We start from the raw sequence: 22,572 nt of genomic DNA on the forward strand, positions 1-22,572 counted from the left end.
GCATAACGGGCCGTTCCTTTGTGGGGACGGCCTTTTTTTATGAGTTATAGTGGAACTCGTCCACATAAGGGAGCTCCATCATCGCATTGTTGAATTCGCTCAGGTTTCTCCGATCGGCCATCAGCTCAAAGACCACCGATAACTTACGCGAGCGCTTGGCAACCGTTTTGCGGGTATACCTTATGCGATGCTCGTCCATCACCTGCTTCAGCTTCTCCAGGTTGCCGGTATCCATATCCTGGAAACCCACATAGATGGTCCTCGTCAGAAACAACCGCTCCATCCCCTTCTCAACCTTGTGGAATATCGATAAGACAACCACCGTAATCACCGAAATGGAGAGCGCCAGGCTGTAGTAGCCGATTCCCGCCGCCATGCCGATGCCGGCCACTACCCAGATAACCGCTGCGGTAGTGAGGCCCATCACCGAAAACTTATCCTTGAAAATGACACCTGCGCCGATAAAGCCGATTCCGGTGATGATATTCGCCGCGATGCGGTCGTCGCTGCCCACCCCAAACCGGGAAGCGATGGTAAATACCGTAGCTCCCAAGCATATCAATACAATGGTGCGGAAACCTGCCGACTTATTCTTGTATTCACGTTCAAGCCCTACCAAGCTACCCGCCAAAAGGGATATCCCGATAGCCACCAGGTCATTATTTTCGGGTAAAAATTCCATTAGTCCAGATAAGCGTATGTAATCCCTTCACCGCCCCGGTCGGGATGTTCGTCCTCCATCCGCGTCACTTCACCGTACTTGCGCAAATACTCACGGATAAATTTACGCAAAATACCGTCGCCTTTTCCATGCACGATTTTCAAGCTCGGGAACCCCATCATCAGCGCCCTGTCCAGGTGCTTCTCAATTTCTGAAAGCGCCGCTTCGGTGCGCATACCGCGTACATCCACCTCCGGACTGAAACTGGTTGCACTTTCAACCAATGAAGTCTGGTTTGACCGACGGCCGGCACCTTTCTGCTTTTTTTTGTCGATCAACACCACGTTGCTGCGCTTTTGCACTGTGCGGAGCTCACCCATAGCCAATACGAGGTTGTTTTTTGCTGTACTGATAACTTCTGCCTCATTCCCCGTTCCCAGTATTTTAACCCAATCGCCCACTTGGATAGTAACCGGCTCGGCTGCTTTTTGTTTTGCTGCCACCACGGGCTTCTCTTTCGCCGTATGTTTGTCCAGCTCCTTATTCAGCTGTTTACGGAGTTCCTTGGTTTTGGCTTTATCGGCCTGGCTTTCGCGGATGCCAGAGATGGTGTTTTCCACCAGCTTATTAGCATTACGTATGATGTCACGTGCTTCCTCCCGCGCCTTGCCGAGGATGGCTTTTTTATTTTCCTCCAAGTAAGCCTGCAGCGCTTCATTTTCAGCTTTTAGCCTTACAAGCTGCCTTTCTTTTTGGCTAAGGGCCACTTTCGTGTCATGCACTTCTTTCTTGTCCCGTTCTAAATCCACCAACAGCGTATCTACCCGCTTCTGCTGCACACCGATCTTCTGCTTTGCCGCATTCAAAATACCCTTGTCCAAGCCAATCTTTTGGGCGATCTCGAACGCATACGAACTACCGGGCTTACCGGTTTGCAGGATATACAGCGGCTGCATGGCTACATTATCAAACAGCATGGAGGCATTCTCAATCCCTTCGGTATTGCTCGCGAAAACCTTCAAATTCGAATAATGGGTAGTCACCACTCCGCGCACCTGCTTCCGGTTGAGCACTTCGAGCACCGCCTCGGCTATCGGGCCGCCAAAAAGCGGGTCCGTGCCGGTACCAAATTCATCGATCAACACCAAGGTTTTCGCATCCGCATGCGCCGAAAAGTATTTCATTTTGGTGAGGTGAGCGCTGTACGTACTAAGGTCGCTCTCGATGGATTGGTCGTCACCGATATCCGCAAAAACACGGCGGAACACCCCCACGCGCGATGTAGGGTCGGCCGGGATAAGCAAACCTGCCTGGACCATGAGCTGCAGCAACCCGATTGTTTTCATACACACCGATTTGCCCCCTGCATTCGGTCCCGACACCACCAGGATGCGCTGGCCCTCGTCGATGGTGGCATTCAACGGCACCACGGTGTGTTGCGTTCCCTTGAAATTAAGGAGCAGCAATGGGTGGCGGGCATTAATCAACGATATCGATGCATCGGTCACCAATTCGGGCATATCGGCATCGATATCAATGGCAAACATCGCTTTAGCTCGAACGAAATCTACCTTGGCGAGCAGCCGGTGATAGTCAATCAGCAGTGGCACATGCGGTCTGATTTCATCGGTAAGGGCGGTGAGGATACGTACGATCTCCCGCCGCATGTCAAATTCCAGGTCGCGCACCTTATTATTGAGGTGGAACACTTCTTCGGGCTCGATATAAGCAGTCTGGCCGGTCGCCGATTCGTCGTGTATCCATCCCTTTATCCTGCGCTTATGCTCGGCGAGCACCGGTATACATAGGCGGCCGTCACGTACGGTCAGATTTCCATCGGCTGTCCACCCCTGCTGTTGTGCTGTACGGAATACCACATCTATCCGTTTTCTCGCTTCCTGCTCCGCCTTGGCAATACTGGTGATGATATCGGCCAGCACCGGCGATGCGTTGGATCTCACCTGCCCCTTAGCGTCAATGACACGCTCGATAGACTTCAAGGTATCCTTTTCGATGGGGAGGTGCTCAAATAATGCCTCAAGGTTGACATACTGGCCCTCGCGCTCATTAAAGTAGCGGATAATCGCAAATACCGTCCGCAAGGAAAGCATCAGCTGGAAAAACTCCTCTTCCGAAAGGAACGTACCCGCCACCCGCACTTTTTCGGCCAGCGGCTGTATGGGATACAGGTGGTCTATGGGTAGCGGCGTATCATTGGTAAGTACTTCTTTGAATTCAACCGTTTGCCGTAAAAACCGATCGATCTGTTCGTAGCGCGTCTGTGGCTGTATCCGGTTTACGAGGGATTCACCCATATCGCTGAGGCATTTAGCGGCAATCAACGCCCTGATATCCGCAAAACCGAGTTTTTCTATGGCGTTATCCGGATAAGTCATTGTCAACTGATTTTCTTGATAGGCCTTACTGCGGGCCGGGTATACTCGTTCTCTTGCGGTGGAGGTACGGTACTCGGTTGGCTCAATGGCTTGGTTTCCGGCGCACTGTGGCCGTCCAAGGGAACAACATCCCTCAGCCCTATTGCCTCAAACAAGCGCTTCCGCAGTAAATCGTAGGTTACCGGTATGGGTTGTCCGTACTTCAGGCTATCGGGGCCGTCCAAACGCAGTAGGTACCGCTTGCGCTTGAAGTCCAGCGAGTCGCGGTTCACCTTCCGCAAGCTGTCCGTGCGATGTGCGTTCGCAATTGAGTCGGTCCGTCGCTGCTCGGCATACTTTTCTTCAATGGCCCGCTGCTCGGCCGTGTTGTACGCTTCCAGTCGTTTGTCAATATTGGCATACATCGTCTTCATCAACTCCGGGCGAGTCGAATAAAACTCGATGCTGCGCTCAAACGTGGTCGAGTCAATCCCGTAGTGGTTGAAAATAGCACTGTAATAAGCATCCCGGTAACTGCGTGCCGAATCGAGCGGCATAGCGGCAAGCTGGCCATCAGCCAAGTGCATATCCAACAAAAGAGGCTCCATTTGTTTCTGGGGCACGATACCTTCCGGCACCTTGCGCCCACAGGCGATACCAAACAACAAAATCGTTAATACGATGATTATCAGCCGCATGTAATTATCTTACCTCATCTATAGCTATATGCTTATCGCCTATTTGCCGATTCCCCCGAACTGTCCTTGATGGATACCCGTAGGTTTCGTAGTTTTGTGCAAACTTAGACAAATTGCAATTTAAATGCAATTACACAAAAGTAGTACCGTATTTATGGATATCGCCAATCAAATAAAAACTATCAACAACGAGCTAAGCCGTTTAAATGTCACACTGGTCGCTGTGTCGAAGACCAAGCCACCCGAGGTGATCCAGGAGGCATACGATGCCGGCCAACGGATTTTCGGCGAAAATATCGTTCAGGAACTGGTGGGTAAATATGATGTGCTCCCCAAAGATATCCAGTGGCACCTTATCGGCCACCTTCAGCGCAACAAAGTAAAATACATCGCTCCGTTCATTACGCTCATCCATTCCGTAGACAGCCTGAAGCTGTTGAAAGAAATCGATAAACAGGCTGCCAAAAACAACCGCGTCATCGATTGCCTATTGCAGATACATATTGCTGCCGAGGACACCAAGTTTGGGCTGGACCATGTGGAGCTTATTGAGTTACTGCGGTCGGAAGAGCTCGTGGGGTTAAACCATGTACGTATACGCGGACTGATGGGCATCGCCACCAACACCAGCAACGAGCGTGAAGTAAAGGCAGAGTTCGGCGAACTGAAGTCGCTGTTCGATGGTGTCAAAGTGAGCTTTTTCAAGGATGTGGATTATTTTGATATCCTATCCATGGGCATGTCGGCCGATTATAAAATTGCTATCGAGCAAGGTTGCACCATGGTGCGGCTGGGAAGTACACTTTTTGGAAACCGTTGAAAACGCTAGCCCCCCATATCCGCAAAGCCGCTGCCGCAGATTGTCCGCAGTTACTGGAGTTGGTCAGGGAGCTCGCACGGTATGAACGCGTTCCCGACGAGGTAACCGTAAGCCTGGCCGAATTTATCGATGCCGGATTCGGTGATAAGCCTGTATGGGAGGCATTCGTGGCCGAGGTCGACGGCCGCATTGTGGGCATGTCGCTCTTCTACATACGGTACTCCACCTGGAAAGGCCGCCGCCTCTATCTCGAAGACATCATCGTTACGGAAGCCATGCGGGGCAAAGGCGTGGGCAAGTTGCTTTTTGACGAAACCTGGAAGCTGTGTCAAGCACGGAATTATAACGGAATGGTATGGCAGGTGCTGGACTGGAACGAACCGGCCATCCGCTTTTACGAAAAATATGGAGCGACTTTTGACGGTGAATGGATAAATGTATCGCTCGCTGGTAATGCAACGACGAACGGGCAAAAAAAATAAACAATGGCGATTAAAAGGTTAACGGGATACTCCATTATTGTTGGTATGGCATTGGTATCGTGCCAGCCAAATACCAGCCAACAGGAAAGTACCGCCGTCCGTGGTGCGGCTGCCGATACGTTGGCTTATACGTACAAAAACTACCTCAAATACAGCGAGCATCTCATCAAGACAGGCGAGACCACCGACACGGCATTCTTTGATGCTTCCTATCCCGTATTCAGTGACTCGCTGGCAGACCGGTTCGTCCGGATAGCGTTACTGGGTAATGATAGCACCACGGTAGAAGATGCTGCAGCTACGTTTATCGGCGAATTCGACCGCTTTTACGCGTCAGATCCCTATCCACGGATATGGACTTCAGAGCTGCACGCCAAAGTATACCGCATTACCCCCTCCTACTTGTCGCTAACAATCCACGCATCGTCGTTTACCGGTGGTGCCCACGGCAATTATGCGACCATTTTCAAACACTACGATCTCCGGGCAGATGAATTACTTGCACTGGACGATATCGTAACCCGATCATACCAGAATGAACTGGCTGCCGTGGCGGAGCGTTATTTCCGGCGCCAGGAAAACCTCGGTGTCGACCAATCGCTCCAAGACGGGTACTTTTTTGACCAAGGGCGTTTCAGCCTGCCCGATAACTTCGCGCTGGAACAGGACAGTATACTGTTCTTATATAATATCTACGAAATAAAGCCATACGTAAACGGGCAAACGGAACTCCGTGTACCCTATGCCGATATCGAACGGCTACTAACGGATCGGGCAAAACAATTCATTGCTGAACTAAACACACAAGTTGAACCTTAATGCAAGTATTTAAATTTGGCGGTGCTTCTGTCAAAGACGCCGATGGCGTTAGGAATCTAGGCCGGGTTGTCCAAGCACATCAAGACCATGCACTGCTCATCGTGGTTTCGGCCATGGGCAAAACCACCAACCTTCTCGAAAAGCTCGTACAATACCACGTATATGGCACAGGCAATGCTGCCGACGTGCTTGCAGAAGCCCAGCAATACCACCATGCGATTGCTGAAGGGCTCTTTCCCGACCACCGCCACCCGGTACATAACGAAGTGGCCAACCGCTTCGTGGAAATCGAATGGATATTGGAAGAACCACCTATGGACCCGTACGATTACCTCTATGATCAAATCGTTGCTGTGGGTGAGCTGGTGTCTACCACTATCGTAAGCCATTACTTAAACGAAATCGGCCTGAAAACCAGCTGGGTAGATGCGAGGGACTATATCCTTACCGACAACACGCACCGCGAGGGCCGGGTGGATTGGAATACCACCACAGCACGCATCAACGAACAGCTACCTCGTATACTGGAAAACCAGCTGGTGGTGACCCAGGGATTCATCGGCTCTACGTCGGAGAATTTCACTACCACCCTGGGCCGCGAAGGGTCCGACTATTCTGCCGCTATTTTCGCCGCCTGCCTCGATGCCGAGAGCCTTACGATATGGAAAGATGTACCGGGCGTACTGAATGCCGACCCGAAATGGTTCGACAAGACAGAACTGATCCCCGAGCTATCGTATCTCGATGCCATTGAGCTAACCTACTACGGGGCTACGGTAATCCACCCGAAGACCATTAAGCCACTGAAAAACAAGAATATACCGCTGTATGTAAAATCTTTTGTTGATATCGAAAGCCGTGGCACACAGATCAAGAGCACGAATGAGTCGCTCCCGGTACCGTCGTTCATCTTCAAAGTAAACCAAGTGCTGATTTCTATTTTGCCAAAGGATTTTTCATTTATCGTTGAAGACAACCTGAGTGATATCTTCAGCCGCTTCCATGCCCATAAGATCAAGGTGAATATGATGCACAACAGCGCCGTCAGCTTTTCGGTGAGCATTGATAATACCGGCAGCAACGTAGATGCCCTGCTCGAAGACCTTCAGTCTCGGTATGAAGTGCAGCACCAGCACGGACTGGAACTGATTACCATCAGGTATTACAACCAGCAGACAATCGACCGGGTATTGGTAGCGAAGGAAATCATTATGGAACTCAAAGACAGCTACACCTGCCAGCTTTTGGTACGTAAACTGTAATCAGAAACCCGTATCTTTGCGCACATGACAACACGAACAAATCGCCTTTCGACACTTGCCGGCGTCCTTTTCATTTTGTTAGCCGCCGCATGCAATAATAGTGGTAATACGGAGCATTCATCCAGCCAGGTTGCTTCGAGCGCCGTACCCCAGCAGGCACATGCCGCCGCCGACCACCAACACCCCCACCAACCAGTGGCTCCGGCCAAACCGGCAGCCGCTATACCCGACTTTACATTCTACATTCTGAAAAGCGGCATCCGTTTCACGAAAGAAGACTTGGCCAAAACAGGGAATATCGTATTCATTCTATTCGACCCCACATGTGGCCACTGCCAACACGAAGCCAACGACATCGGGAACCACTATGACGAAGTAAAAAATGCGAACTTCTACTTCGTGTCTATGAACGATCCGGCCCTCATGGCAACATTCCTCCAAACGTGGGCGAAGCCGTTGGTTGGTAAAGAAAACGTAGAAGTTCTCTACGACCGGAGTGCCGATTTCATCAACAAGTTCCATATTCCATCGCAATACCCCGCTACCTACGTTTATGGTGCCAACGGGGAGCTAAAAGAATATTGGAACGGCGAGCGCAATATCAAAGAAATCGTCGCCGCCATCAACAAATAGCGCTACAGTCATGTTTTCGAATTATGCCTCGTAGGCGGTTGTTCACTGAATTTCCGCTTTAGTGCCGGAGCCGATGCTTTGGCCTCTTTTCGGTTATCCGGCGGGACCGCCTTTTGTGTCACCGCTTGCTCAGCCTTCCGCGGATGTCGTGCCGAATCTTCTGGCTTGAATTTTTCTTTCTCTCCCATACCGAATACAACCCGAATAGGGATAATTTGTTTCCCGCATACAGCGTAATTATGTACATTTGACTGCATAAGACCACAATAACACGAATGAACATGCTTAAAGTCGCCATCAATGGATTTGGCCGTATTGGCCGTAATACCGTGCGGAATATCCTGCTCCGCAAGCAGGACGAAATCACCGTTGTTGCTATCAACGATCTCACCGATGTACCTACATTAGCGCATTTGTTCAAGTACGATTCGGTGCATGGCCCCTATCCGGGCAGTGTGGTGGCAGATGGCGATAGGTTGGTCATTGATAACCACCCTCCTATCCGGATTGTACGCGAACAAATACCCGCGCAGCTGCCTTGGGCATCACTAGGCATAGACGTGGTTATCGAGTCGACAGGAAAGTTCACGGCAAAGCAACAAGCCACGCAACACCTCCAGGCAGGTGCCAAGCAGGTCATCATTTCAGCCCCCTCGGCAGATAAGGAGATCCCTACCGTTGTGCTCGGCGTGAATGATAGCCATATCGACTTACGCACACCGATCTTGTCCAATGCTTCGTGCACTACCAATAACCTGGCACCCTTGGTGAAGGTATTGGATGACAACTGGGGTATTATAGACGGCTATATCACTACGGTCCACAGTATGACGGGCGACCAAAGCCTGCACGACCGCCCCCACCGGGACCTCCGGCGGGCACGTGCCGCATCGGCGTCGATTATTCCCACCACTACCGGTGCAGCCAAAGCCATCACCAATGTATTTCCCCATCTCGAAGGTAAACTAGGAGGCGCCGGCATCCGCGTACCAGTGCTGAACGGGTCGCTCACCGATTTCACCTGCAACCTGCGGCAGCAGCCCACGGTGGCAGAAATAAACGCTACATTCAAAGAAGCAGCCAATGGTAGCCTGAAGCACGTATTGCAATACACCGAAGACCCTATTGTGTCTGTAGACATCATCAACAGCCCTTATTCGTGTGTGTTTGATGCACAGCTCACATCCGTAGTAGGCGGCCTCGTTAAAGTGGTGGGATGGTACGACAATGAATACGGCTATTCAAACCGGTTGGTGGATCTGCTGATCCGGCTGGCATTATAGGTTATTCAACTTTTCGAGTAGCGCCTCTTTCCGCCGTACGGACACATCTATTTCAGCACCATCGCGAAGGATAAGGTACCCGCCTTTGCCTTTATGGTATTTCTTGATATAGGCTAGGTTGACCAGATGCGAATTGTGAACCCTCATAAACCCGTGCGGTTCCATCATTTCTTCAAAATCCTTCAGTGTTTTCGCAACAACGAGACTCGTGTGGTCCGACAGGTGGATGGTCGTATAATTCACATCACTTTGGCAACGGACGATGTCGTCTGCCGCCAATAACGTCAGGCCCGTCATCGTCGGTACGGCAATCCGCTTCTCCCGCCTGTTGTAGCCATCGATATTCCGTTGCGTCATCTCGAAAAGAAGCTGCCGCTGCATACGGTCGGAGCCGTGCTTAGACGTTATCCGTCCCACAAGCTCAACGAGGTCATCTACATCAATCGGTTTCAGCAAATAGTCAAGCGCACTGAACTTAAACGCTTTGACTTGTACCCCTAGAAAATACTCGGTTAATTCACATTAGCTAATCACCCGGAGCGGAAAAAGAAAACGACAAAGAAACTAACAAGGGGCGACCGGGCAACTACGCTTATCAAAAATCCATTATTAACAAATAAAACAATGGCACAAACAATTAAATTAGGCAAACGCAATGTCAAAGTTTATCATTTTACCGGCAAAGTAGTCGGTGCATACAAGAATCTGGAAACCAAGATATCCGGCGGTGGTGGCGGTGGCGGCGGTGGATTCTCCTACAAAGGTACGGGAAGTACCGCCCCAACGTATACAAATCCTATCGAGTCGACAACATACGTCCACGATCAGCTCTTCCTGAAAGACAGGGAAGGAAATGAGCGCGCCTTGCAATTAGTGGATTTCGACATCGCTTGTCGCAAAGGCCATATCGTGACGGCCATGTGGGCAATTCCCGAAGGAAAGAAAACAGGATCTTATTTTACAATAATAAACCACTCTACAAATAGCAAGTTCACTCAAAGATCAGTAATAGAAAACATTGCTAAACGATATGTTCATCCCCTGCCGATAAGAAACGAATTGATTTATACGATTTGTATACTTGGCATTATCATGATGCTACAGAGCAAAACGCTTGTCGACATCGCATGGCAGACCATATTCATCCTGCTTTTTGTCATGGTTGGCATCTTGCTTTATTCAAGATTGGGCCTATGGCCGGAGGTAACGAATCGATTCTTCAAATCGGTTAACTATCCAGATGCCGAACGCTGGTAAAGCTATCGGTCAAGGGGACCTTCCGTGACTCTCTCCAAGCCTACGATTATGAAAACTGGCAGTGGAAAGATAAGCTTATCACGATTAACCAAGGCGAGTTCTTCGTGCCACGCCAATAGGAATCGACGTTTATGCCCTGCAAGCCGGTGCGTCGGTGGGTGGATTCCGATACGCTGATATAAATGATGACGGGATTATTAATAGCGACGACCGGACTACGTACGACTATATCGTATTGACAGCCGGCAAAACCGTGGCAAAAGATGTCGTTATCGGAAATTGATAACGTTCTAATTCTCACATCAGCAAAAAAGGGAAACCACTTGGCCTCCCTTTTCGCTAACAAAATCGATATCGGTTCTTAAAACGTTATTTCACTGCATCAACAACGGCTTTGAAAGCCTCTGGGTTGTTCATCGCCAAATCGGCAAGCACCTTACGGTTCAGACCGATATTCTTGGCATTCAACTTACCCATCAATTGCGAGTATGAAATTCCATGCTCGCGGGCTCCAGCGTTGATACGTTGTATCCACAACGCCCTAAACTCCCGTTTTTTGGTTTTGCGGTCGCGGTATGCGTACAACAAACCTTTTTCTACTGTATTCTTAGCAATGGTATAAACCTTGCTGCGTGCCCCATAATAGCCCTTGGCCATTTTGAGGATCTTCTTGCGTCTTCTTCTAGACGCTACTGCGTTAACCGAACGTGGCATAATTTTACTTTTTTTGGTAACAGGTGCCGTGTTTCGCAACGGACTTACAACCCAATACCCGGTTATTAATTACTAATTACTATGTACTAAATACTAATTACTATGTACTAAGTACTAAAAAACTACTTCCCGATTACAAGCATACGTTTCACGTTGCCCATATCGGCCTCAGACACTAAACCGGTCTGCGTCAGATTACGTTTCTGCTTGGTGCTTTTCTTGGTCAGGATGTGACTCTTAAAAGCATGCTTCCTCGCAATCTTACCTGTTCCAGTAAGCTTGAAGCGCTTTTTCGCACTGGAATTGGTTTTTACTTTTGGCATGATTACTAATTTTATATCGATTTGTCAGAAATTACTTTTTTGTAGTTGTTTTGGGTGCTACGGTAAGGAACATGCGCTTACCTTCCAATTTGGGCAGCAATTCCACCTTGCCATAATCTTCCAAAGCCTGGGCAAAACGCAGCAATAAAATCTCGCCCTGCTCCTTGTATACAATAGCGCGGCCTTTGAAATGCACGTAGGCGCGCACCTTCTCTCCCGCTTCCAAAAACTTGATGGCATGCTTCAATTTGAACTCAAAGTCATGGTCATTCGTATTGGGGCCGAAACGGATTTCTTTGATAACCGTTTGCTTTGCGTTGGATTTAATCTCCTTCTGCTTCTTCTTTTGCTCGTAGATAAACTTGCTATAATCAATGATTTTGCAGACGGGAGGCACAGCCTTTGGCGATATTTCTACCAAATCCAGCTCCAATTCATCGGCAAGTTCCAATGCTTTACGTGTGGGGTATATCCCTTGCTCTACATTGTCGCCTACCAATCGTACCTCAGGTACCCTGATGTGTTCATTGATACGGTGCTCCGGTTCCTTTTTTCTAAATGGCGGCCTCGGGCCTCTGAATCCTGGTCTTTTTAATGCCAAACGCTAAGTAAATTAAACAGTTATCTCTTTTATTAATTGCTCGCTAAACGCACTTACTGTCATCGCTCCCAAATCTCCCGTGCCGTGTTTCCTTACCGAAACCGTACCGCTTGCCTCCTCCTTCTCTCCCACAATCAGCATATAGGGGATTTTTTTCAATTCTGCATCCCTGATTTTGCGCCCTACTTTCTCGTCGCGCAAGTCCAGTAGGCCGCGAATATCGGAATTATTGAGCGATTCTAAAAGTTTTTTCGCATATTCTTCATATTTCTCCGACACCGGCAGGATGATGAATTGCTCCGGTGCCAACCACAGCGGAAACTGGCCTGCGCAGTGCTCAATCAACACGGCGACAAACCGTTCCAACGACCCAAACGGTGCGCGGTGTATCATTACCGGCCGGTGCTTCACATTGTCACTGCCGGTATATTCCAACTCGAACCGCTCCGGCAGGTTGTAATCCACCTGGATGGTACCAAGCTGCCACTTGCGCCCCAGCGCATCCTTCACCATGAAGTCGAGCTTCGGGCCATAGAACGCAGCTTCGCCATATTCCACCACCGTTTTGAGTCCCTTCTCATTGGCAGCCTCGATGATATCCTGCTCAGCACGGTCCCAGTTTTCATCCGTACCGATGTATTTACCCTTATTGTCGGGATCACGTAAGGAAATCTGCGCGGTATAATCTTCAAAACCCAGCGCACCGAATACGTAGAGCACCAAGTCGATAACCTTCTTGAATTCCTCTTTCACTTGGTCCGGGCGGCAGAACAGGTGGGCATCGTCTTGTGTAAATCCGCGCACCCGCGTCAAGCCGTGCAGTTCGCCGCTCTGCTCATAGCGGTACACCGTACCGAACTCCGCATAGCGAATGGGCAGGTCTTTATACGAGCGGGGTTTTGTTTTATAGATTTCGCAGTGGTGCGGGCAGTTCATCGGTTTCAACAAAAACTCCTCCCCTTCCTGCGGTGTGTGGATGGGCTGGAACGAATCTGCCCCGTATTTCTCGTAGTGCCCGGAGGTGACGTAGAGGTTTTTATGCCCGATATGCGGTGTTACCACCGGCTCATATCCGGATTTAATCTGTGCCTGTTGCAGGAAATCGATCAACTTCTGGCGCAGCCTTGCACCTTTGGGCAGCCATAGCGGCAGCCCCAGCCCTACTTTTTCCGAGAAAGCGAATAGCTCCAGCTCCCGCCCCAGTTTGCGGTGGTCGCGTTTCTTGGCTTCCTCGATCATGTGCAGGTAGTCGGCCAGTTCGCCGGCCTTGGGGAAAGTGACGCCATAAATCCGTGTGAGCTGCTTGCGGCTTTCGTCGCCACGCCAATAAGCGCCCGCCACATTCGTCAGCTTCACGGCCTTGATAAAACCCGTGTTCGGTATGTGCGGACCCCGGCACAAGTCGGTAAAATTGCCCTGGGTATAGAACGTGATGCTACCATCGGGCAGGTCTTTGATCAGATCCAGCTTATACTCGTCGCCCTTCTCCGTAAAGTAATCTATAGCCTCCGCTTTGCTTACCGGCTTGCGTGTATAAGCCGATTTCGTGCGGGCCAGCTCCACCATCTTATCCTCGATCTGCTTGAAATCGTCTGAGGAGAACTCGCGGTCGCCAAAGTCCACGTCGTAGTAAAACCCGGTTTCTATAGCCGGGCCGATACCGAATTTGATACCCGGATACAACGCTTCCAGCGCCTCGGCCATCAAGTGGGCAGATGAGTGCCAGAATGTGGACTTGCCCTCCTTGTCGTTCCAGGTAAGCAGGCGTACCGTGGCATCGTGCTCAATGGGGCGCGAGGCGTCCCACACTTCGCCGTCCACTTCCGCCGCCAACACATTGCGGGCCAGTCCTTCTGAAATGGATTGTGCGATTTCCATCGCTGAGGTTCCCTGCGCGTACTGCCGCACGGAACCATCCGGTAGGGTAATGTTCATCATTTACAACTATGACTTCCTGTTTCTAAAAAAAACAAATAAACCACAATACAAGTGTGATTGTCAGTTCGGGGGCAAAGGTAACGAAACGAAATGATTTATTTGTACCTTTGCACTTCCAAAAGAGGCATGGCACACCAAGTTCCAGAAGACGGCACATTACTTCCACTGATGGAAGAGTTTTACACCATTCAGGGTGAGGGTTACCATACGGGCAAAGCGGCCTATTTCATCCGCCTTGGTGGGTGTGATGTGGGTTGTCACTGGTGTGATGTCAAAGAAAGCTGGGATGCCGAGCTCCATCCGCTCACCACTGCGGATGCAATCATCGAACACGCGAAGCAACACCCTTCCAAAGCGGTGGTGGTAACCGGCGGCGAGCCGCTGCTGTATAACCTCGACTACCTTACCCGTGGCCTGCAAGCTGCCGGCATCCAGACATTTATCGAGACCTCCGGCGCATACCCACTAAGCGGCCATTGGGACTGGATATGCCTCTCGCCCAAAAAGTTCAAAGCCCCCCTGCCCGATGTGATTGCCGCCGCCGGCGAGCTGAAGGTCATCGTATTCAACAAAAGTGATTTCGCCTGGGCCGAGCAATATGCTGCATTGGTATCCACCGCGTGTAAACTTTACCTACAGCCCGAGTGGTCTAAAGCCGACGTGATGACGCCGTTGATTGTGGATTACGTCATGCAAAACCCCAAATGGGAAATCTCGCTGCAAACCCATAAGTACCTGAATATTCCGTAAATCGCTACCCAGGAAGCAGATACGTCTCTTTATTAGATACGACTAGAGGCCTTCATCTGTGTGAGGGAGATAGGCCAGGAATATCTCTGTTTAAAGGCCCAATTGGAAAGATAGCGCACTAAGTATTTCATCCTGTAGTGCTAAATCCTCAATATCATCGTATTTTAGTGACAGTCTTCGTTTGTCCAAAGTCCGAATTTGATGGCAAAGGAGGATTGACTCATGAGCTAGATTGAGTGTTCCGGCTGACAATAACACCTCGTTTGGGTACACCGTTCGACCCTGTTTTCGACTGGTAATCGGAATCACATTCACGCAATTAAGCAAGGCATTCACGTCGTCATCGCTTATCACCAGCACCGGCCTGGTTTTACCTTGTTCCGAACCGATAACGGGATCTAGGTTTGCACGGAATATGCCCCATCGATTAATCTTCATAAAGACTCTTCGTCAATGGGGTCGAAATCCTGTGCTATTTCCTGTATGTCACGCTGAAACAACGGATCCTTGACTGACTTCTTCAGTAACGCTAATTTTTGCTTCCGGCCTGCAGCCTGCTCATCTTCGACAGTTACAAGCACACGTTTCCCTATTGTAAAACGAGGGGGGAGTTTTACAACCAAAACACTATCTTTTACCGTTAAAACCTGTCTCAATGTCATAGCTGTACGTTTGAATTAAAACAAAAATACCCAAAAACTGTGAAATTCAAAAATGTCAATAGTCTCAATACGTAGCACAAGGCCTCAAAATCGCCGGTTCCCCAAGCTTTCTTACAGCACTTCCGGTTTTTGGCTTACCGCTTTAGCCGTTCGCTGCACATTTACGTCCTGAATTCTGCCCAAAGCGGAAAATGGTCACTGATACGCCATGAGAGTTCAGAATTGGTGTACCCCCTGGCCACCAGCATGGTATCACGGAAATCATAAGCCCCGCCCCTATTGTACGTTAGGGAAACCTCCCCCTCGAACCAGGCGATCTGGTCGTAAAATGAATAAGACTTCTTGAAGACGGTACGATCGATGTCTTGCAAGTCGGCAGGCACATGCAGACCCCGTGATATGAATGCATCGTAGGTGGGGTCGCCCGCCTTTACGATGTTAAAGTCGCCCAGCGCGATAAGGCTATGGTCCCATCCATGCAGCTCGTCGGCCCATTCACGTATCCAATCAGCGATGGCCCGCAATTCGGGGATCCGTTCCTCAACCGTGCCAAAGAGCACGTGCAGGGTGAGCAACACGAAGGTACGCCCACCCACCAAAAAGCTCACCGCATAGGGAGTACGGGCAAATTGCCGCCTTAATGAGCCATCATCTAACAATTTATTACGTTCCAGCACCTCGTCGGGAATCACAATCTCACACGCCAGACCAGATAGCTTCACTTTCCTCGTGTCGAATAGGAACGCCAGCCGCTCGCCATTACCGCGCGAGCCTTTGGTCACATCGGTCATCAGGAAACTCCAATGCGGGCCCAGCAATTTCAACGCATGGCGTAGGGCTTTGAAGTCGCCGGTCACTTCCTGCACAGCAATGATATCGAACCGCTTCAATACTTCAACGATACACAGCAGCGACTGCAGATCCCTTTTAGGGCTGCGGTTCTCCGCATCCCATTGTTCGGTGAGCCCACCGAACGCACGGATGTTCCAGGTGCAAATCAATACATTCTGGTCCAGTTTCTTAGCCGGGATAGTGGCTTCCAGATCTTCCCGCAGCATCCCCAGCTCTTGCTGGACGGCAACGGGCGGGGTATCCGTTATTTTTGGCATAATCCATTGGTTTATACTTACAAATGTAAGGTATCGAAACGAATAAACGAATACTCCGCTTGTCGGGGCGGCGTAACCACGTGCGGCAATTCATTTAAAAGCCCTATATTTAGATGCGCATAAAAACTAATTAAATCAAAATCATGATCAAACTCAGGGAAATTACCCGTTTCTACTGTTAGCAGACACATTATTACCTAGTTGAATACTGATTAACATGAACCCTTTTTTCCGATCACTTACCGTAATTGCCAATGGACCGATCGACAGTAAACCGGTTTTAAAAGGCTTGTATCTGCGCTTTCTTGAGCGTGAAAATCATTTGCCCATATCAGACACCCTATATGCAGCCACGCAGGAAACGGGTAATATCCGGCTGATGGAAATCAAGGGCGCCAGCGAGGCAGCCCAGGTGATAGAATTCCCTCGGGAAGAAGAAACCTTTTGTTTTGCCTACCAATTCATCGGCAACAGCGTCATCACCGCATCAGGGTCGTGGCCACTCAAATGGGGCCAGCATATCGGTTGCCGCACCCACACCGGCGAGAGGCTCCTTTGCCGCATAGACCGCGGGAAAACCTGGATACTGCTTATCAGTATATCCGGCGAGGCACTCCAGGCGATACGTTCGGAGTTTCCGACGCTTGCCCACAAACCCCGCTCACCCCTTACCATCGGCTATCGGCAAAAGAACCTGTTTGATAAGGTACAGCAGCTCAAAGGAGGCGCCTACTCCGTGATCAGCGACCTTGCCAAGTATGTGGAGATAATCGCCAGGGGAAACCAAACGATTATCCTGAGCGCTGGTTTCCGGCCTACCAAAGACCCGTCGCCAGACACCGGGGTGAACCCCAAAGCCGAGAACTTCACCGTGGAACCCCGCGGCTTGGGTACCCTGCAGGTGACGGCCAAGGTGGCGCCCTGGGAAAAGGTCCGCTACTACCAGTTCGAATACCGGAAAAAGGAAGCCGGGGCCGAGTGAAACCAGGTGCTGAGCCCAACCGCCAAGCTGGATATCGAAAACCTGGAAGCATTCCAGGAATACGAATTCCGCGCTTCGTATCTGGGTAAAAGCACGACGCCCAATTACAGCGACATCGTGTCGACGTTTGCGCTTTAACAGCGCGTTAACAATCCACCCGGTGTGCACACCGGGATGGATTGTTATTAAGATAAAAATGATTCGTAACTTTAGACCCATATAATGATGAAAGAGATCGTCAAACAACACCCGCTACGCCCCATTATCCTTGAGTTTGATGAGGATAAGCCAAAGCTTGATTTCGAAATCAAGGCGCTTGATGCTTATTACCGGCAGCACGACAGGACATGGGATGCCAAACAGCAGCTGCTTCAACACAAAGACGCCCTCTTCGCGTTGGAAGTGAAAATCACCGAGCTGGAGTACCTCCTGCTGCCCACCGAGCAGCAACTCGAGTTCCTGGAAGCAGGTTTCCAGCTTACGGACCAAAGCAAGCTTCCTTTCATTGAAGAGGAGTTTACCATTGATGTGGGCGATTTCAACAAAGGCGTCTTATACCACAACCAAGAACTGATCGAACTGCACAGTATGGTTGTTGCCGAACAGGAGTGGTTCAACGCATGGGCAGACCACATCTATGAAAACGAAGACTGGTTTGACGAGGAAGACGACATCGGACACCAACTGATCCATAAGGTCTTTAGGCACTATGAGGAGGTATCGGTAGACATCGTTTCATTGGATAGGGACCAGCAGGAGTTTTTCGACGCGGTGGGTGAAGTGACCGAACTTCAGAGCGAATACTTTGACTACGGCGAAGCTGTTTTCAAGTTGTACACGGCATTGCACGAACGGTCCGAAAAAGTTTACCGCAGGGCCGAAAGGCTCAATGATCATATCGACAAGAACATCCTGTAGTGGATGCCGATTGGCTCCGCGACCCCATCAGCAAAAGTGGCCATCCCGTGTCTCGGGATGGCCGCTTTTTTAAAGCCAAATCATCACTGTATCCTCATCCTTTTTTCTTAATTTAGTAAATAATAAATGGCTTGTGCTATTATCAAACAAAGCATTTGGAAATTGGAGCCGTATTACCCGAATTGACATTAAAAAACCAGTTGAAATGGAAACAACAAATGTGATACTCAACGAAAAAGGATTGGGGGTGGTGGAATTGCTGACTGACGGAAAGAAAGTCGGAAAAATGGATATTTCCGTGAAAGAGAAGGTATTGACAGTATACCATACTGAAGTGAGTCCAGAGCATGGCGGAAAAGGATTTGCTAAGTTACTATTGGGGAAATTAGTTGCCTATGCTCGGGACAACAACTTGAAAATCATACCGCTTTGTCCGTATGTACACGCTCAGTTTAAACGGAATCCCGAGGAATACAATGACATTTGGTTTAAAAAATAAAACCTAAAAGGAACCGGCCTAATGAAAAGGCGCCTCACCAACAAGACAAAGGAATCATGACAAACGACTATCTGGACAGCGTAAGAAAGCAATTTGAATATTACAGAATGCTTGGCGACAAAACGTTTTCGCAGGTACCCGACGATAAATTGTTTTGGCAATACAATGACGACAGCAACAGCATCGCAACAATCGTAAAACATCTTTGGGGAAATATGCTTTCACGGTGGACAGACTTTTTGACTTCAGACGGAGAAAAAGATTCCCGGAACAGAGATGCTGAATTTCTAAATGACATAACAAGCAGGGAAGAACTTCTAAGCAAGTGGAACGAAGGCTGGGCGTGCCTTTTCAACGCTATCAACTCATTGACGGCAGATGACCTTGACAAAATCATATACATACGCAATCAAGGACACTCCGTAACCGAAGCCGTTAATCGGCAACTCGCACATTATACATATCACATTGGACAAATTGTGTTCTTAGGAAAAATGCTGGCAGAAAACGGTTGGACGTCGTTATCCATTCCCAAAGGTAATTCGCAAACATTTAACAAAGAAAAATTTTCAAAACCAAAGCAACGGCAACATTTTACAGACGAATTTCTAACCGACAAAGGGAAATAAAAACAGAACCGCTAACAAGCAGTTCAGCAAATAAAAAACCCCTGCTATCTTGAAATAGAGGGGAATTTCATCAGTTTGATGGTGAGCCGACGATGGGATTCGAACCTACGACCTACGCATTACGAATGCGTTGCTCTACCAGCTGAGCTACGTCGGCAGCAGCAAGATTTTTGCCGCTGCAAACATACGTAAACTTGTTTTTTTCTACAAGTATTTTCGACAACTCACACCAGTGCCGCCGTCAGCTCAATCTTGGTATCCAGCAGCTTCGAAATCGGGCAGATGGCCTTGGCATTTTCCGCGATCTCCTCAAATTCGGATCCGGAAATCCCTGCAACGGTCCCTTTCAGGTCCAGCTGTATCAGCGTAATGCTGCCGTCTTCGAACGTTACCTTGGCACCCACACTGAGGTCGGTCGGCTCATAGCCTTTTTCACTGAGCAGAAAGCTGAGCTGCATGGCGAAACAACCTGCGTGTGCCGCCCCAATCAGTTCCTCGGGATTGGTACCTACCCCGTCTTCGAAGCGCGTTTTGTAGGAGTAGGTCGTCTGATTCAGTACCGTACTCTGTGTGCTTACGGTACCACTGCCGTCTTTTCCGGTACCCTTCCATTGGGCACTGGCTCTTCTAATAAATTTCATAGTTGTTTTGATTATGCGATAAAGTTATACTTGAATAACACACATTCCCCCGAAATTGTTTATAAATTCGCACCATGGACGGGCTGATTTATTTCGACAACAATGCAACCACACCGCTGGACCCCGGCGTACTGGAAGCGATGATGCCGTATTTCACCACACATTATGCCAATGCTTCCAGCCTGACACACCGGGCAGGGCGGACAGCTGCGGCTGCGGTAGACACAGCGCGGGAACAAGTAGCGGCGCTGATCGGGGCATCGCCAAAGGAAATCACGTTCACATCGGGGGCAACCGAAGCTATCAATACTGCCATAAAGGGGGTCTTCGAACACTACCAAAGCAAAGGCAAACACATCATCACCTGCCGCACCGAACACAAAGCGGTGTTGGATACACTCGCATACCTGGAAAAAAAAGGGGCCGAAGTTACCTACCTGCCTGTTGCAAGCGATGGCCAAATCGATCTGGGCGCGTTGGATTCGGCTATCCGGCCCGACACCATCCTGGTTGCGCTGATGCAGGCCAACAATGAGACTGGGGTAATCCACCCTATAGCAAATATCGCTGAGCTTACCAACAAGCACCAAACGTTGTTTTTCTGCGATGCCACCCAAGCAATCGGAAAAGTGCAAATCGACGTGGCGAATGGTGGCCCCGACCTGCTCTGCCTGAGCGCCCATAAGCTTTATGGCCCCAAGGGCATCGGTGCGCTTTATACACGCAGACGTAGCAAACCTATACAAACCGGGGCATTATTGCACGGCGGCGGCCAGGAGAATAAGCTCCGGGCTGGCACGCTGAATGTGCCTGGCATCGTGGGGCTCGGGAAAGCGGCCGAACTGGCACACCGGTGGCGTACCGAGGATACGGCCCGGCTGGGCACGCTGCGCGATACGCTGGAAACGGCACTGGCAAAACTACCGGCCACCCAGGTAAACGGAAAGGGCACCGCACGGTTGCCACATGTCAGCAGCATCACGTTCAAACACCTCCGCGCAGCCGAAATCATGGTCAGCGTACCGGATATTGCCCTGGCTTCGGGCTCCGCCTGCGTAAGCGGCACGCGCGATCCGTCGCACGTACTGATGGCAATGGGCCTCTCCGCCGCCGATGCCCATGCATCGCTGCGGTTCAGCTTGGGCCGCTTTAATACCGAGGCCGAAATCCAAACGGCAATCGGGCTGCTCACCACCGCCGTGGAAAAACTGCGGGCCACCTCCCCTGTCTGGCAACTCTATGAGGCCGGACTGGTTGAATAATTTGCGTTGGGTACGAATCTTGATGTGCTATTGTTTTTTTACACGGATTGGCTACTGAAAACTATATTTTAATCATCGGCGCATTCGATCGCTTCAACTACGGCGACCTCTTGTTTCCACTGGTCATCGAAGCCCAACTCGCCACCTACGGGGAGCGCTTCAACGCCCGTTATTTCGGGGTGGTCAAAAGCGACCTCAGCGCGCTGGGTGGCAAACCTACCGAAGACATACAGGCGTTCTACCGCGCCTGCCGAGAAAGAAGAGGCCACACCAGTGTCATCGTCGCTGGCGGTGAGGCCGTCGCCGTTACATGGAGCTCGCTGCTGCTGGCGCTCAACAAGGCTTTCAAGCGCACGCACCGTTTCCACCACCACATCAACAAGGTCATCGATCTCAATGGATTTGCCCAACGGAAATTACAGGGCCAAACAGAACTGCCCTTTGTTTTCACGGCGTCGGATTTCACAGGCGTAGATTGCGTTGTTTTCAACTCGCTCGGTGGGTCGGAAATCGACCCGGCCATTTTCGGGCGCTTCCCGGGGCTACGGGACAAGCTGCGCAGGATCGATTATTTCGCCGTGCGCGATAAGGCGACACAACAGAACCTTGCCGTGCAGGGAATAGGCACGCAGCTGTACCCCGATTCGGCGATACTGATGTCCAATTTCTATCCCATCAGCGTATTGGCCCACCGCGTGTCGGCAAACGTTGCCACGTATGTATCACAACACCGCGGTGAATATGTGTTCTTCCAGATCAAGAACAATCATGCCAAAACCAACGAGCACGAAATAGCCCGGCAGCTAGACGCTGTAGCTGTCCAAACCGGCCTCCACCTCTGCCTATGCCCTATTGGTAAGGCTCTGAACCACGACGACCACCTCGCACTAAAGCGCATCGCCCCGCTACTTACACAGCCTCATACGCTGGTAGATGAGGTAACCATCTGGGATATCATGTACCTCATTGCCAACGCGCGCGCTTACGCCGGCACCAGCCTCCACGGCGCCATCACTGCCATGAGTTACGCCGTGCCCTACGTTGGCATGGTGGTGCCCAAGCTCCACAGCTACCTGCAAACCTGGGGGGTGGACGGAATAAACCATACCATGCCTATAGGTGGCCTGCAAGAAGGTATAAGCAGGGCACTACAAATAGAACGGACAGCACTGGAGCGATCGCGCAATACCCAATTGGAAGCTGCTGAGGCCTCTTTTGCGCATATCCGTCAATTGGTCATCCCCTAAACTTCCT

General features: G+C 50.2%; 27 protein-coding genes and 1 tRNA gene. 15 read left to right on the forward strand and 13 right to left on the reverse strand.

Going from position 1 to position 22,572, the window contains the following annotated elements; translation table 11 throughout:
* Positions 1-37: 37 nt before the first annotated feature.
* The 3 genes from NGM62_RS14610 to NGM62_RS14620 are packed head-to-tail and all read right to left on the reverse strand — an operon-like array spanning position 38 to position 3,734.
* On the reverse strand, positions 38-682 hold the full coding sequence (locus NGM62_RS14610; RefSeq protein WP_262248995.1) for an MgtC/SapB family protein: 645 nt from the start codon (positions 680-682) through the stop codon (positions 38-40).
* Positions 682-3,057 (reverse strand): endonuclease MutS2, encoded by a 2,376-nt coding sequence (locus tag NGM62_RS14615; protein ID WP_262248996.1) that lies wholly within the window; start codon positions 3,055-3,057, stop codon positions 682-684. The genes NGM62_RS14610 and NGM62_RS14615 overlap by 1 nt, the downstream gene beginning before the upstream one ends.
* A 2-nt stretch (positions 3,058-3,059) precedes the next feature.
* Positions 3,060-3,734 carry a DUF4296 domain-containing protein gene (locus NGM62_RS14620; RefSeq protein ID WP_262248997.1) on the reverse strand — a complete coding sequence of 225 codons (675 nt, stop codon included), beginning with the start codon at positions 3,732-3,734 and terminating at the stop codon, positions 3,060-3,062.
* A gap of 154 nt (positions 3,735-3,888) precedes the next feature.
* Here NGM62_RS14620 and NGM62_RS14625 point away from each other — a divergent pair, with 154 nt between their 5' ends.
* The 6 genes from NGM62_RS14625 (at position 3,889) to gap (ending at position 9,033) form a co-directional block, all read left to right on the forward strand.
* The gene (locus tag NGM62_RS14625) at positions 3,889-4,554 is read left to right on the forward strand and encodes a YggS family pyridoxal phosphate-dependent enzyme (protein WP_262249034.1); all 666 of its coding nucleotides are present in this window, start codon (positions 3,889-3,891) and stop codon (positions 4,552-4,554) included.
* Positions 4,551-5,036, forward strand: coding sequence for a GNAT family N-acetyltransferase (locus tag NGM62_RS14630; protein ID WP_262248998.1), 486 nt, complete (start codon positions 4,551-4,553; stop codon positions 5,034-5,036). The genes NGM62_RS14625 and NGM62_RS14630 overlap by 4 nt, the downstream gene beginning before the upstream one ends.
* Positions 5,037-5,039: 3 nt before the next feature.
* Entirely contained in the window at positions 5,040-5,855 is an 816-nt protein-coding gene (locus NGM62_RS14635) for a DUF3298 and DUF4163 domain-containing protein (RefSeq protein ID WP_262248999.1), read from the forward strand.
* On the forward strand, positions 5,855-7,117 hold the full coding sequence (locus tag NGM62_RS14640) for an aspartate kinase (protein WP_262249000.1): 1,263 nt from the start codon (positions 5,855-5,857) through the stop codon (positions 7,115-7,117). The genes NGM62_RS14635 and NGM62_RS14640 overlap by 1 nt, the downstream gene beginning before the upstream one ends.
* Before the next feature lie 24 nt (positions 7,118-7,141).
* Positions 7,142-7,750, forward strand: coding sequence for a peroxiredoxin family protein (locus NGM62_RS14645; protein ID WP_262249001.1), 609 nt, complete (start codon positions 7,142-7,144; stop codon positions 7,748-7,750).
* Between the two features lie 281 nt (positions 7,751-8,031).
* The gene (gap, locus tag NGM62_RS14650) at positions 8,032-9,033 is read left to right on the forward strand and encodes a type I glyceraldehyde-3-phosphate dehydrogenase (RefSeq protein WP_262249035.1); all 1,002 of its coding nucleotides are present in this window, start codon (positions 8,032-8,034) and stop codon (positions 9,031-9,033) included.
* Here gap and NGM62_RS14655 read toward each other — a convergent pair.
* Positions 9,028-9,489, reverse strand: a complete 462-nt coding sequence (locus NGM62_RS14655; RefSeq protein WP_262249002.1) for a LytR/AlgR family response regulator transcription factor — start codon at positions 9,487-9,489, stop codon at positions 9,028-9,030. The two genes, gap and NGM62_RS14655, sit on opposite strands and share 6 nt — an antisense overlap.
* Positions 9,490-9,657: 168 nt before the next feature.
* Between NGM62_RS14655 and NGM62_RS14660 the strand changes: the two genes are divergently transcribed.
* Entirely contained in the window at positions 9,658-10,290 is a 633-nt protein-coding gene (locus NGM62_RS14660) for a hypothetical protein (RefSeq protein WP_262249003.1), read from the forward strand.
* Positions 10,291-10,659: 369 nt separating this feature from the next.
* On the opposite strand, the gene rplT is transcribed toward NGM62_RS14660, so the two are convergent.
* The 4 genes from rplT to thrS form a co-directional block, all read right to left on the reverse strand.
* On the reverse strand, positions 10,660-11,004 hold the full coding sequence (rplT, locus tag NGM62_RS14665) for a 50S ribosomal protein L20 (RefSeq protein ID WP_262249004.1): 345 nt from the start codon (positions 11,002-11,004) through the stop codon (positions 10,660-10,662).
* A gap of 122 nt (positions 11,005-11,126) precedes the next feature.
* The gene (rpmI, locus tag NGM62_RS14670; protein ID WP_262249005.1) at positions 11,127-11,327 is read right to left on the reverse strand and encodes a 50S ribosomal protein L35; all 201 of its coding nucleotides are present in this window, start codon (positions 11,325-11,327) and stop codon (positions 11,127-11,129) included.
* Positions 11,328-11,358: 31 nt separating this feature from the next.
* Positions 11,359-11,928 (reverse strand): translation initiation factor IF-3, encoded by a 570-nt coding sequence (infC, locus tag NGM62_RS14675; RefSeq protein WP_262249006.1) that lies wholly within the window; start codon positions 11,926-11,928, stop codon positions 11,359-11,361.
* A gap of 12 nt (positions 11,929-11,940) precedes the next feature.
* A complete protein-coding gene (gene thrS / locus NGM62_RS14680) occupies positions 11,941-13,866 on the reverse strand; it encodes a threonine--tRNA ligase (RefSeq protein ID WP_262249007.1) in 1,926 nt (641 codons plus the stop codon).
* Between the two features lie 126 nt (positions 13,867-13,992).
* Here thrS and NGM62_RS14685 point away from each other — a divergent pair, with 126 nt between their 5' ends.
* Positions 13,993-14,616 carry a 7-carboxy-7-deazaguanine synthase QueE gene (locus NGM62_RS14685; RefSeq protein WP_262249008.1) on the forward strand — a complete coding sequence of 208 codons (624 nt, stop codon included), beginning with the start codon at positions 13,993-13,995 and terminating at the stop codon, positions 14,614-14,616.
* 90 nt (positions 14,617-14,706) lie between these two features.
* On the opposite strand, the gene NGM62_RS22255 is transcribed toward NGM62_RS14685, so the two are convergent.
* The 3 genes from NGM62_RS22255 to NGM62_RS14695 form a co-directional block, all read right to left on the reverse strand.
* Positions 14,707-15,054: a type II toxin-antitoxin system PemK/MazF family toxin gene (locus tag NGM62_RS22255; protein WP_390937521.1), complete on the reverse strand. Its 348-nt coding sequence runs from the start codon at positions 15,052-15,054 to the stop codon at positions 14,707-14,709.
* Entirely contained in the window at positions 15,051-15,278 is a 228-nt protein-coding gene (locus NGM62_RS14690; RefSeq protein WP_262249009.1) for a hypothetical protein, read from the reverse strand. Before NGM62_RS14690 ends, NGM62_RS22255 begins: the two co-directional genes overlap by 4 nt.
* A 161-nt stretch (positions 15,279-15,439) precedes the next feature.
* Positions 15,440-16,387, reverse strand: coding sequence for an endonuclease/exonuclease/phosphatase family protein (locus tag NGM62_RS14695; RefSeq protein ID WP_262249010.1), 948 nt, complete (start codon positions 16,385-16,387; stop codon positions 15,440-15,442).
* 217 nt (positions 16,388-16,604) lie between these two features.
* Between NGM62_RS14695 and NGM62_RS14700 the strand changes: the two genes are divergently transcribed.
* The 5 genes from NGM62_RS14700 (at position 16,605) to NGM62_RS14720 (ending at position 19,415) form a co-directional block, all read left to right on the forward strand.
* Entirely contained in the window at positions 16,605-17,369 is a 765-nt protein-coding gene (locus NGM62_RS14700; protein ID WP_262249011.1) for a hypothetical protein, read from the forward strand.
* 6 nt (positions 17,370-17,375) lie between these two features.
* Positions 17,376-17,507 carry a hypothetical protein gene (locus NGM62_RS14705; RefSeq protein WP_262249012.1) on the forward strand — a complete coding sequence of 44 codons (132 nt, stop codon included), beginning with the start codon at positions 17,376-17,378 and terminating at the stop codon, positions 17,505-17,507.
* An 84-nt stretch (positions 17,508-17,591) separates the two neighbouring features.
* A complete protein-coding gene (locus NGM62_RS14710; protein ID WP_262249013.1) occupies positions 17,592-18,287 on the forward strand; it encodes a hypothetical protein in 696 nt (231 codons plus the stop codon).
* Between the two features lie 205 nt (positions 18,288-18,492).
* Positions 18,493-18,786: a GNAT family N-acetyltransferase gene (locus NGM62_RS14715; protein ID WP_262249014.1), complete on the forward strand. Its 294-nt coding sequence runs from the start codon at positions 18,493-18,495 to the stop codon at positions 18,784-18,786.
* Between the two features lie 56 nt (positions 18,787-18,842).
* The gene (locus NGM62_RS14720; RefSeq protein WP_262249015.1) at positions 18,843-19,415 is read left to right on the forward strand and encodes a DUF1572 domain-containing protein; all 573 of its coding nucleotides are present in this window, start codon (positions 18,843-18,845) and stop codon (positions 19,413-19,415) included.
* Between the two features lie 84 nt (positions 19,416-19,499).
* Here the strand turns inward: NGM62_RS14720 and NGM62_RS14725 are convergent.
* A tRNA-Thr gene (locus NGM62_RS14725) sits at positions 19,500-19,572 on the reverse strand.
* A 67-nt stretch (positions 19,573-19,639) separates the two neighbouring features.
* Complete coding sequence (locus tag NGM62_RS14730; RefSeq protein ID WP_262249016.1) at positions 19,640-20,056, reverse strand: OsmC family protein; 417 nt, start codon at positions 20,054-20,056, stop codon at positions 19,640-19,642.
* Positions 20,057-20,130: 74 nt separating this feature from the next.
* Here NGM62_RS14730 and NGM62_RS14735 point away from each other — a divergent pair, with 74 nt between their 5' ends.
* Both NGM62_RS14735 and NGM62_RS14740 read left to right on the forward strand, forming a co-directional pair.
* On the forward strand, positions 20,131-21,318 hold the full coding sequence (locus NGM62_RS14735) for a cysteine desulfurase family protein (RefSeq protein ID WP_262249017.1): 1,188 nt from the start codon (positions 20,131-20,133) through the stop codon (positions 21,316-21,318).
* A 47-nt stretch (positions 21,319-21,365) separates the two neighbouring features.
* The gene (locus NGM62_RS14740; RefSeq protein ID WP_262249018.1) at positions 21,366-22,565 is read left to right on the forward strand and encodes a polysaccharide pyruvyl transferase family protein; all 1,200 of its coding nucleotides are present in this window, start codon (positions 21,366-21,368) and stop codon (positions 22,563-22,565) included.
* Positions 22,566-22,572 lie beyond the last annotated feature (7 nt).

Origin of the sequence: Parapedobacter soli (assembly GCF_025460835.1) — a bacterium.
Lineage (GTDB): Bacteria > Bacteroidota > Bacteroidia > Sphingobacteriales > Sphingobacteriaceae > Parapedobacter > Parapedobacter soli.